The 11,408-nt window shown below is 72.4% G+C and carries 7 protein-coding genes; 4 read left to right on the plus strand and 3 right to left on the minus strand.

Translation table 11 applies throughout. The annotated features are described in order from the left end of the window. The first annotated feature begins 21 nt into the window (after nt 1-21). The 3 genes from ACWD11_RS11070 to ACWD11_RS11080 all read left to right on the plus strand — a co-directional run bounded on the left by ACWD11_RS11070 (nt 22) and on the right by ACWD11_RS11080 (nt 5,734). Nucleotides 22-3,741 (plus strand): ABC transporter ATP-binding protein, encoded by a 3,720-nt coding sequence (locus ACWD11_RS11070; protein WP_451282555.1) that lies wholly within the window; start codon nt 22-24, stop codon nt 3,739-3,741. An 82-nt stretch (nt 3,742-3,823) separates the two neighbouring features. Next, entirely contained in the window at nt 3,824-4,213 is a 390-nt protein-coding gene (locus ACWD11_RS11075) for a hypothetical protein (RefSeq protein WP_451282557.1), read from the plus strand. Nucleotides 4,214-4,315: 102 nt separating this feature from the next. Further along, nucleotides 4,316-5,734 (plus strand): S28 family serine protease, encoded by a 1,419-nt coding sequence (locus ACWD11_RS11080; RefSeq protein ID WP_389415885.1) that lies wholly within the window; start codon nt 4,316-4,318, stop codon nt 5,732-5,734. Between the two features lie 67 nt (nt 5,735-5,801). Here the strand turns inward: ACWD11_RS11080 and ACWD11_RS11085 are convergent, their stop codons facing one another. From ACWD11_RS11085 to ACWD11_RS11095, 3 genes are all read right to left on the minus strand, one after another. Then, complete coding sequence (locus ACWD11_RS11085) at nt 5,802-6,416, minus strand: hypothetical protein (protein WP_451282559.1); 615 nt, start codon at nt 6,414-6,416, stop codon at nt 5,802-5,804. Between the two features lie 117 nt (nt 6,417-6,533). Beyond that, nucleotides 6,534-8,324 (minus strand): glycoside hydrolase family 3 protein, encoded by a 1,791-nt coding sequence (locus ACWD11_RS11090; RefSeq protein ID WP_451282561.1) that lies wholly within the window; start codon nt 8,322-8,324, stop codon nt 6,534-6,536. A gap of 424 nt (nt 8,325-8,748) precedes the next feature. Next, nucleotides 8,749-9,396 (minus strand): LysE family translocator, encoded by a 648-nt coding sequence (locus ACWD11_RS11095; protein WP_389415888.1) that lies wholly within the window; start codon nt 9,394-9,396, stop codon nt 8,749-8,751. A gap of 135 nt (nt 9,397-9,531) precedes the next feature. On the opposite strand from ACWD11_RS11095, the gene ACWD11_RS11100 reads away from it, so the two are divergent. Next, a complete protein-coding gene (locus ACWD11_RS11100; RefSeq protein ID WP_451282563.1) occupies nt 9,532-10,869 on the plus strand; it encodes an aminotransferase-like domain-containing protein in 1,338 nt (445 codons plus the stop codon). Nucleotides 10,870-11,408: the final 539 nt, after the last annotated feature.

Here is an 11,408-nt window from a genome sequence, read left to right on the forward strand (position 1 = left end):
GATCAGACGGGGAAGCCGGGCGTGACAGTGGGGCAGGGATGGGCGCGGAGACTGTGGGGGTATGCCTGGCGCTATCCGAAGGACGTCGTCCTCGCCCTCGGGTCCTCCCTGCTCGGCATGGCCGTCATGGCGCTCGTGCCGTTGATCACCAAGGTGATCATCGATGACGTGATCGGCGACAAGAGCCGCTCCATGGCGACGTGGGCGGGGCTGCTGATCGGCGCGGCCGTCCTCGTCTACGTGTTCACCTACATCCGCCGCTACTACGGCGGCCGCCTCGCCCTCGACGTCCAGCACGATCTGCGCACCGCGATGTTCGGGACCATCACCCGCCTCGACGGGCGGCGGCAGGACGAGCTGTCCACCGGGCAGGTCGTCGGACGGGCGACCAGCGACCTCCAGCTGATCCAGGGCCTGCTCTTCATGCTCCCGATGACGATCGGGAACTTCGCCCTGTTCTTCGTCTCGCTGATCGTGATGGCCTGGCTGTCCCTGCCGCTCACCGCCGTCGCGCTCGCCGTGGCTCCCGCCCTGTGGTGGATCGCCCGGCGCAGCCGCAGCAAGCTGCACCCCGCCACCTGGTACGCCCAGGCCCAGGCGGCGGCCGTCGCGGGCGTCGTCGACGGCGCCGTCAGCGGGGTCCGCGTGGTCAAGGGCTTCGGGCAGGAGGAGCAGGAGACCGGCAAGCTCCGGGAGGTCAGCCGGCGGCTGTTCGCCGGGCGGCTGCGCACCATCCGGTTCAACGCGAAGTACACCCCGGCGCTCCAGGCCGTCCCCGCCCTCGGCCAGGTCGCCATGCTCGCCCTCGGCGGCTGGCTCGCCGTACGCGGACACATCACCCTCGGCACGTTCGTCGCCTTCTCGGCCTACCTCGCCCAGCTCGTAGGCCCGGTCCGCATGCTCGCCATGGTCCTCACCTTCGGCCAGCAGGCCCGCGCCGGTACCGAGCGGGTGCTCGAACTGATCGACACCGAGCCGTCCATGCGGGACGGCACCAAGGAGCTACCGGCCGACGCCCCGGCGACGGTCGAGTTCGACGACGTCTCCTTCGGCTACGAGGACGGCCGCAGGGTGCTCGACGGCCTCAGCTTCCGGATCCGCCCCGGCGAGACCCTCGCCGTCGTCGGCTCCTCCGGCTCCGGCAAGTCCACCGTCTCGCTGCTCCTGCCGCGCTTCTACGACGTCACCCACGGCGCCGTCCTCATCGGCGGCCACGACGTCCGCGAACTCACCCTGGACTCGCTCCGGGCCGCGATCGGCCTGGTCCCCGAGGACTCCTTCCTCTTCTCCGACACCGTCCGCGACAACATCGCCTACGGCCGCCCCGACGCCACCCAGGAGCAGATCGAGCAGGCCGCCCGCGCCGCCCAGGCGGACCGCTTCATCACCGAGCTGCCCGAGGGCTACGACACCAAGGTCGGCGAGCACGGCCTGACCCTCTCCGGCGGCCAGCGCCAGCGCGTCGCCCTCGCCCGCGCGATCCTCACCGACCCCCGCCTGCTGGTCCTCGACGACGCCACCTCCGCCGTGGACGCCCGCGTGGAACACGAGATCCACGAGGCGCTGGCCCAGGTCATGGAGGGCCGCACCACCCTGCTGATCGCGCACCGCCGCTCCACCCTGAACCTCGCCGACCGCATCGCCGTCCTCGACGACGGCCGGCTCGCCGACCTCGGCACCCACGAGGAGCTCCAGGAGCGCTCGGCCCTGTACCGGCGCCTGCTCACCGACCCCGACGAGCTGGGCGGCGTCTCCCCGGGCCACACCCCGCCCGCCGGCCTCCAGGAGGAGGACACCTCCGTCCGGGCCGAGCTGGACGCCGAGTTCGACGCCGAGCGCGGCATCACCCCCCGGCTGTGGGCGGGCGAGCGCACCCCGCGCGACCACGCGACGGACGGCGCCCCGGCCACCCCGGAACTCCTCGCCGAGGTCGAGGCGCTGCCTCCGGCCAAGGACGTCCCGGACATCGACGAGGCCCGCGCGGTCACCCCGGAGGAGTCCTACGGCCTGCGGCGCCTGCTGCGCGGCTTCGGCCCGCCCCTGCTGGCCAGCCTCGCCCTGGTCGCCGTCGACGCGGGCAGCGGGCTGCTGCTCCCGGTCCTGATCCGGCACGGCATCGACAGCGGGGTCTCCGAGGCCGCCCTCGGCGCGGTCTGGGTGGCCTCCCTGCTCGCGCTGCTCGCGGTGACCGTGCAGTGGACGGCGCAGGTGGGGGAGACCCTGATGACCGGGCGCACCGGTGAGCGGGTGCTGTACGCCCTGCGCCTGAAGATCTTCGCCCAGCTGCAGCGGCTCGGACTCGACTACTACGAACGCGAGCTGACCGGCCGGATCATGACCCGGATGACGACGGACGTCGACGCCCTGTCGACGTTCCTGCAGACCGGTCTGGTCACCGCGTTCGTCTCGGTCGTCACCTTCTTCGGCATCATGGTCGCCCTGCTGGTGATCGACCTGGAGCTGGCGCTGCTCGTCTTCGCGACGCTGCCGCCGCTGATCGTCGCCACCTTCTTCTTCCGCCGGGCGAGCGTGAAGGCGTACGAACTGGCCCGGGAGCGGGTGTCGGCGGTCAACGCAGACCTCCAGGAGTCGGTGTCCGGGCTCCGGATCGTGCAGGCGTTCCGGCGCGAGCGGGACGGCGGCGCGCGGTTCGCCGAGCGCAGCGACAGCTACCGGCAGGCCCGTGTCCGGGGTCAGTGGCTGATCTCGGTCTACTTCCCCTTCGTGCAGTTCCTGTCGTCGGTGGCCGTGGCGGCGGTGCTGATCGTGGGCGGGGGCCGGATCGACGACGCCACGCTGACGACCGGGGCGCTGGTGGCGTACCTGCTCTACATCGACCTGTTCTTCGCCCCGGTCCAGCAGCTCTCCCAGGTCTTCGACGGCTACCAGCAGGCCACCGTCTCGCTGGGCCGCATCCAGGAGCTGCTGCGGGAGCCGACCTCCACGAAGTCCGCCGGCGAACCGCTCGACGTGCGTTCCCTGCGCGGCGAGATCGCCTTCGAGGGCGTGTGCTTCGCCTACGACTCCTCCGACGGTGCCGCGCAGGCCCTGTCCGACGTCGACCTGCGCATCCCGGCCGGCCAGACCGTCGCCTTCGTCGGCGAGACCGGCGCCGGCAAGTCCACCCTGGTCAAGCTGGTCGCCCGCTTCTACGACCCGACCGGCGGCCGGGTCACCGTCGACGGCACGGATCTGCGCGCCCTGGACATGACGGCGTACCGGCACCGGCTCGGCGTGGTCCCGCAGGAGGCGTACCTCTTCCAGGGCACCGTCCGCGACGCCATCGCCTACGGCCGCCCCGACGCCACCGACGCCGAGGTCGAGGCCGCGGCCCGGGCGGTGGGCGCCCACGAGATGATCGCCACCCTGGACGGTGGGTACCTCCATGAGGTCGCCGAGCGCGGCCGCAACCTCTCGGCCGGCCAGCGCCAGCTGATCGCCCTCGCCCGCGCCGAACTCGTCGACCCCGACATCCTGCTCCTCGACGAGGCGACGGCCGCTCTGGACCTGGCCAGCGAGGCCCAGGTCAACCAGGCGACGGACCGGTTGGCGGGACGCCGTACCACCCTGGTGGTCGCCCACCGGCTGACTACGGCCGCCCGCGCGGACCGGGTCGTGGTGATGGCCGACGGCCGGGTCGCGGAGGACGGCACCCACGACGAGCTGCTGGCGCTCGGCGGACGGTACGCCGCACTGTGGCGCACTTTCGTCGGTGAGCCGGTCGGCGCGGAGCTCGCGTGACGGTCGTCGCGCAACCGTTCGGCGTACGCCCGGCGTCCGTACACCAGTACGCTCATCGCCGGGGTACGGGGAGGACGACACTGTGGACAGTGGTGCGATACGCCGACGGGCGGGGGCCGCGCTGGCCGTGCTGACCGCGTCCGGGCTGCTGGCCGTCGCGGCGCCGGGCGAGGCGCAGGCCGCCGGGACGTCGTGCCCGGGGCGCAAGGTCCGGACGGTGCCGTTCGCCACGGGTTCGGTGCAGGTCTACCGAAGCGGCGGCACGGTGTGCGCCTTCACCCTCGCCAGGAACCCCGGGCCGAAGCGGACGATGGCGGTCAGTGTGCGGGCGCGCGGCCACAACCCGGTGAAGTACCAGGGCAAACACCGGCGCAAGACGCGCACGGTCTCCGTCTACGCGGGCCAGCGCTGTGTGCAGGTGACCGGCCGGGTGGGCGGTGGATCGGTCAGTTCCGGCTGGATACTTTGCTGAACCGATGCATCCCGGAACCGGGTTTGTCGGTAACTCCTCTGGTGTGATCGTCAGTTGCTCCGATAGCTTCCGGGCGCACATCTGACTCACAGGGGAGGGTGCATGCGCAAGGCGCTCAGATGGCTGCTGGCGCTCACGGTGCTCATAGGCACGTTGAGCACGGCGGGGTCGGCCACCGCCGCCCAGCCGGAGGCCACCGACATCAAGGACCGGCTGCTCGGGATTCCGGGCATGAGTCTGGTCGAGGAGAAGCCGTACACCGGCTACCGCTTCTTCGTGCTCCACTACACCCAGCCGGTCGACCACCGGAACCCGTCCAAGGGCACGTTCCAGCAGCGGATCACCGTGCTGCACAAGGACGTCAGCCGGCCGACGGTCTTCTACACCGGCGGCTACAACGTCTCCACGACCCCGAGCCGGCGCGAGCCGACGCAGATCGTGGACGGCAACCAGATCTCCATGGAGTACCGCTACTTCACGCCGTCCCGGCCGGCCCCGGCCGACTGGACGAAGCTGGACATCTGGCAGGCGGCGACCGACCAGCACCGCATCTTCAAGGCGCTGAAGCCGCTCTACACCAAGAAGTGGCTGTCGACGGGCGGCTCGAAGGGCGGCATGACCGCCACGTACTACGAGCGCTTCTACCCGCGTGACATGGACGCCGTCGTCGCCTACGTCGCCCCCAACGACGTGGTGAACCGGGAGGACTCGGCCTACGACGAGTTCTTCGCGAACGTCGGCACCGAGGAGTGCCGGGACCGCCTGAACGGCGTGCAGCGCGAGGCCCTGGTGCGCCGGGAGCCGCTGGAGCAGCGGTACGCGGCGTACGCGGCCGAGAACGGCTACACGTTCAACACGGTGGGCAGCCTGGACAAGGCGTACGAGGCGACCGTCCTCGACTACGTCTGGGGCTTCTGGCAGTACAGCCTGCTCTCGGACTGCGACACGATCCCGGCGGACGCGAAGAACGCGACGGACGAGGAGATCTGGACCTCCATCGACACCATCGCGGGCTTCTCCTTCTACACCGACCAGGGCCTGGAGCCCTACACGCCGTACTACTACCAGGCGGGCACCCAACTCGGCGCCCCCACGATCGGGTTCCCGCACATCGAGCGCAAGTACATCCGCTACGGGTACCTGCCGCCCCGGTACTTCGTGCCGCGGGACATCGAGATGCGGTTCCAGCCGTGGGCCATGCGGGACGTGGACAGCTGGGTCCGCACCAACGCCCGGCAGATGCTCTTCGTCTACGGCGAGAACGACCCGTGGGGCGCGGAGCCGTTCCGCCTCGGCAAGGGCGCGCGTGACTCGTACGTCTTCACCGCCCCCGGCGCCAACCACGGCGCACGGGTAGCGGGCCTGGTGGACTCGGAGAAGGCCCTGGCGACGGCGAAGATCCTGGAGTGGGCGGGCGTCGCCTCCGCCTCGGTCCAGTCGAACCCGTCGACGGCGAAGCCGCTGGCGAAGTTCGACGCGAAGCTGGACAAGCGGGGGGTGGAGCGGACACTGCGTCCGTAACGGTCCCTTCCTGGCGTCGCACTGACGGCGGGCTGCCCCTGGGCGGCCCGCCGTCGGTGTCACCCGCTCACAGCGGCCGGGCGCAGCCCACCCGACGGTCGCCGCCCAACTGGACGTACAGGGCCGTCGACGGCGGGCACTCGGTGCGTTTCGCCGCCGCCTGCACGACCTTGTACCCGGGCTTTTCCCCGCCCTTGCCGTCGCAGGACGTCTCGCGGACCTGGTGGCCGCCGGAGTCGTAGACGCAGTCGCCGACGATCGTGCGGGGGCCGCCTCCGCCGCCCGGGTCGCCGGGGTGCGGTGGGGCGAGGTTGCGCATGCAGGCGTAGCCCTGGGGGACCGCGCCGTCGCCGTCCTCGTCCGAGGGGCTCTGCTCGCTGATGTGCAGGACGAAGTCCGTGGTGGCGGGGCACGGCGGGCCGTCGCCCACCGTGCCGTCGTGGCGGGCCGTCACCCGGGCCGCCGCCCGCTCCCCGCCGCACGGCACCTCGGTGAAGCTGGTCGTGCCGAAGGAACTGCACTCGTCGGCCCCGAGGAACACCGTGCCGTAGCCCGAGGGGCGGGTCTGCGTCGGTGACGGTGTCGCCGGTTCGTCGAGCCGGGCCTGCCCTCCCTCCGACTGGCAGCCCGTCACCCACACCGCCACCAGCAACGCGGCCCCCACGGCACGTCTCCCACGCATCGCGCTCCCCCCGGTTCCCCCGGGTCCAGCGTGGCCCGCCGCAGCGGGCGCACGCCAGACGCAGGGGTGGCTTTGGGCCCGTTGGGGGTCAGCCGCCGGGGCCCGGACGTACCGGCGCTACGCCGGATACGACAGCCCGTGCCCTACCGGATACAGCACCCGGGCCGGATCGTCCGCTCGCTGCACCGGTACCGGAAGGCGGCCACTGGGCGCCACCGCACCCGCGATCACCCGGGCGGCCGCCCGCAGTTCGACATCGGTCCAGGAGTAGGAGGCCAGGTACCCGCGCACGGCGGGCAGGTGCGCCACGTCGTACGGGTTGCGGATCGCCACCGCCACCACCGGCTTACCCGTCGCCAGCAACTGGGCCACCAGCGTCTTCTGCGCGCTCGTCGCCGTCACGTTGTACGTCCCCACCACGATCGCGTCCGCCTCCCCGGCCGCCGCCACCGCACGCGCGATGGTGGTGGCCGACGGGGCGGTGCCGGTGGACAGCGGGGTCGCCGTGAAGCCCAGCTCGGTCAGCGCGGTGGCGAGGACGCCCGTCGGCGGGCCCGTGGTGCCGGACGGGGACGCCGGGTCGGCGCCGACCACCAGCAGCTTCGGCACGTCGGCCGGGGAGAGCGGCAGCAGGCCGCCCTCGTTCACCAGCAGGGTCGTCGTCCGGTCGGCGATGCGGTCGGCCGTCGCCAGGTGGGCCGGGATCCCGACCGTGCGGTCCACGGCACGATGACCGACGTACGGGTCGCCGAAGAGCCCCAGCTTCACCTTCAGCCGCAGCACCCGCAGGATCGACTCGTCCAGCCGCTCCTCGGTCAGCTCCCCGTCCCGCACCGCCGTCAGTACGGCGTTCCAGGCGACGTCCAGATTCGGCGGGTTGAGGAGCTGGTCCACGCCCGCCTTCAGCGCCAGCACCGGGACCCGGTCGTCGCCGTACTTCGTGCGGACGCCCTCCATGCCCAGCGAGTCGGTGACCACGACCCCGTCGTAGCCCAGCTCCTCGCGCAGGATGCCGGTGAGGATCGGGCGGGAGAGGGTGGCCGGGTCGCCGGAGTCGTCGAGCGCCGGGACCATGATGTGCGCGGTCATGATCGAGTCGATGCCCGCCTCGATCGCGGCGCGGAACGGGGGCGCGTCCAGCTCGTCCCACTGCGCGCGGGTGTGGGTGATGACCGGGAAGCCGTAGTGGCTGTCGACGGCGGTGTCGCCGTGCCCGGGGAAGTGCTTGGCGGTCGCCGCGACCGAGGAGCGCTGGAACCCGGCGACCTCGGCGGCGACCAGCCGGGACACCGCGGCCGGGTCCGAGCCGAAGGAGCGCACGCCGATGACCGGGTTGGCCGGGTTGACGTTCACGTCGGCGACGGGCGCGTAGTCCTGCCGGATGCCCAGGGCGCGCAGTTCCTTCCCGGCGATCCGGCCGAGGGTGCGGGCGTCGGCGCGCGAGCCGCTCGCGCCGATGGCCATCGCGCCCGGGAAGAGGGTGGCGGGCTTGCCCACGCGGGCGACTATGCCGTGCTCCTGGTCGGTGGAGACCAGGACGGGCAGCCCGCGCGGGAGTTCCAGGGACGCCTTCTGGATGCCGTTGGACAGGTCGGCGATCTGGTGCGGATCGCGGGTGTTGTGCGCCCAGGCGAAGTAGATGATGCCGCCGACGCGGTACCTGGCGATCAGCTCGGCGGCCGTGCGGACGCCGATCTCCTTGAGGTTGGCGTCGATGTCGGCCTGGTCGGGGGCGGTGGCGGAGTGGCCGTAGACCCGCATCACGAAGAGCTGGCCGACCTTCTCCTCAAGGGTCATACGGGAGATGAGGGAGCGGAGCTTCTTGTCGTCCGCGTGAGCCGTCCCGCCCAGGGCGAGCGTGGCGGTGACTCCCGCGGTGGCGGCGAGGACGGTGCGTCTGGAGGGCAACGTGCGCTCCTTCCGGAGGTGATCCGCTGAAGCAGTTTCAGCGGGGTTCCGCTGAAAGAAACTTCCGAGGAGTCACCAATATCCGGGAAGTTTCTGCCAGTCAAGGGAGTGCACATTAACCCGGGCACCGCCCGCCGTCCGCCCCGCCCGGCCGCCGCATCCGCCCCGTCCGGCTCCGCCACCCCAACTTCCCGGAATCCGGGCGCAGCCGGGAACCCGCCCCGACCCCCGCTCGTCCAACACGCGAGCTGTCGGAGAGTCACCACGGTGCGGTGTCGGCCTCGCTGCTGGCTGCGAACGCTGACCCACCCTTCCGCCGCGCCGCGGCCGGCAGCCTCTCCGCCATCGGCGCGCCCCCCTCCACAGCGCCGATGGCGGACCCTCATTCCCGTATTAGGGGGTGGGCGGAGGCGCTGTGTCGCCGTCAGCTCGCCTTCGCGGGGCCGGAGGTGTCGACGGCGAGGGACACCGCGAGTCCTCCGAGCACCGTGCCCATCACATAGCGCTGCGCCCTCAGCCAGCCGGGGCGCCGGGCCAGGAACACGGCGATGGTCCCGGCCGCCAGCACGATGGAGAGGTTGACCGTGACGGCGACCACGATCTGCACCGAGCCCAGCAGCAGGCCCTGGAGCAGTACATGACCGGCCTCCAGGTCGATGAACTGGGGGATCAGGGACAGGTACATGATGGCGATCTTCGGGTTGAGCAGGTTCGTCACCAGACCCATCGTGAACAGCCGGCGCGGCGAGTCCGGCGGTATGTCCTTCGGTGCGAACACCGAGATTCCGCCCGGCTTCAGCGCGCTCCAGGCGAGCCAGCCGAGGTAGCAGGCGCCGGCCAGCTTCACGGCGACGTACAGCTGGGGCACCGCGAGGAAGACGACCGAGAGGCCGAGGTTCGCGGCGGTCAGATAGACGAGGAAGCCGACGGCGACTCCGCCGAGGGAGATCACTCCGGCCCGTCTGCCCTGGGTGATGCTGCGGGAGACGAGGTAGAGCATGTTCGGTCCCGGCGTGAGCACCATGCCGAGGGCCACGACGAACACGCCGAGGACTCCGCTCGCATCGACCATGACAACTCCCCGTTCGCAGGCCGCAAAGGCAATGCACCGAGCATAGGAAGCGGGATTGCTTCGGCGCAATGGCGATATTGCCCTCGGTGCAATCCTGTGGTTGGGTGGGCCCATGACGTCAGGGGATGAGTGATCGTGCGGGACTACCGGAGCGTCGCCGACCAGGTGGCCGCCGAGATCAGGTCCGGCGCCCTCAAGCCGGGCGACCGGCTCCCCCCGCAGCGCGCCTTCGCCCGCCGGTACGGCATCGCCAACTCCACCGCCACCCGCGTCTACCAGGAACTCGGCCGGCGTGGACTGACCGTCGGCGAGGTCGGCCGCGGCACCTTCGTCCGCGCCGCCGCGCCCACCGACCCGCCCGCCCTCGGGGAACCCGCCGGCAGCCGGATCGACCTGGAGTTCAACTACCCGGTCGTACCCGAGCAGTCCGCTCTCCTCGCGGCCGGCCTGGAGGGCCTGCTGCGCACCGACGCCTTCCACCACGCCCTGCGCCCGGCGGGCCCGGCCGGTGATCCCGCGGTGCGCGAGGCGGCCGCCGATCTGCTCACCCGGGGCGGCTGGCGCCCCGATCCCGCGCGGGTGCTGTTCGCCGGGAACGGCCGTCAGGCGCTCTGCGCGGTCTTCGCGGCCCTGGTCCCGCCCGGGGCGCGTCTCGGCGTCGAGGAGCTGACCTACCCCGTGGTCAAGGCCATCGCGGGCCGGCTCGGCATCACGCTCGTCCCGCTGGCCATGGACGACGACGGGCTGATCCCGGAAGCGGTGGCGGAGGCCCACCGGGCGGGCCCCCTGCATGCCGTGTACGCCCAGCCCGTCCTCCACAACCCCCTGTCCCTCACCATGCCCGCCCCCCGCGCGGAAGAGCTTGCCGAGCTGCTCCGGCGGCTGGACCTCCCGCTGATCGAGGACACCATCTGGGCCTTCCTGCGCGACGAACTGCCCCCGCTGGCCGCCCTGGTGCCCGAGCGGACGGTCCTCGTCGACAGCCTCTCCAAACGGATCGCTCCCGGCCTCTCGCTCGGTTTCACGGTGGCCCCCGCGCCCCTGCTCGGCGACCTCGCCGCGGCGCTGCGCTCCGGCGGCTGGACCGCCCAGCACTTCAACCTGGAGGCTGCCGCCCGGTGGCAGCGCGAGGGGGTCGTACGGCGGCTCGTGCGGGCCAAGCAGAAGGACGCCGCGGCGCGCCAGGAACTCGCGGCCCGGCAGCTGGCCGGGTTCTCCCTGCGCACGGATTCCCGCTCCTATCACTGCTGGTGGCGGCTGCCCCGCCCCTGGCGCGCCGACACCTTCGTGGCGGCGGCCGCGCGCTACGGCATCGGCGTCCCGCCCGCCGCGGCCTTCACGGTGGGCGACGCCCACGCCCCGAACGCCATCCGCCTGGGCCTGGCCACGCCCCACCTGGAAACCCTCACCTCAGCCCTGGCCACCTTGGCGTCCCTGGCCCACTCCTCCCCGGAAGACATGGCCACGGACTGAACACATCCCGGCCACCGTGGAACCCGAAGCCGGGGACGTCCGCGCAGGTATGCCCGGCAACTCCGCGACCGAAGCCACGACTGCGACCGCAGAGGTGGCAGCGCGCCGGCACCACAGACCGCAGCCGCCGACGAGCCCCTCGCCGGGAGCAACCAGGCGCCCCGCCCCGCCGCCGGGAGTGCACGGCGGTGCTCACCCCGCTACCGGAGGCGCTGGCGGCATACGACGGCCTGGCCCCGGCCGGGGGCGCAGGCCGCACCCCTCGCCGGTGTGCATGCCGCGGGCGGCTACGTGCCCCCGCCCCGCCGCCCGGGGTGCATCCCGCGGGCGACGCCGTGCTCGCCCCGCTGCCGGAGGCGCCGGCGGCGCCCGACGGCCTGGCCCCGATTGGGGGCGCAGGCAACCGCCGCCATGCCCCCTCGCCGAGGGCGCATGCCGCGGGCGACCACGTGCCCCCGCCTCGCCACCGGGGGTGCATGCCGGGGGTGACGCCGTGCTTGCCGTGCTGCTGGAGGCGCTGGCCCCCGGCCGGGGCGCAG

The organism is Streptomyces sp. NPDC002776, from assembly GCF_053592195.1.

Excerpts from the sequence above, each read along its gene's own strand:
- ACWD11_RS11095 (WP_389415888.1), bottom strand. The coding sequence starts at position 9,396 with ATGGTCGATGCGAGCGGAGTCCTCGGCGTGTTCGTCGTGGCCCTCGGC.
- ACWD11_RS11080 (WP_389415885.1), top strand. The coding sequence starts at position 4,316 with ATGCGCAAGGCGCTCAGATGGCTGCTGGCGCTCACGGTGCTCATAGGC.
- ACWD11_RS11085 (WP_451282559.1), bottom strand. The coding sequence starts at position 6,416 with ATGCGTGGGAGACGTGCCGTGGGGGCCGCGTTGCTGGTGGCGGTGTGG.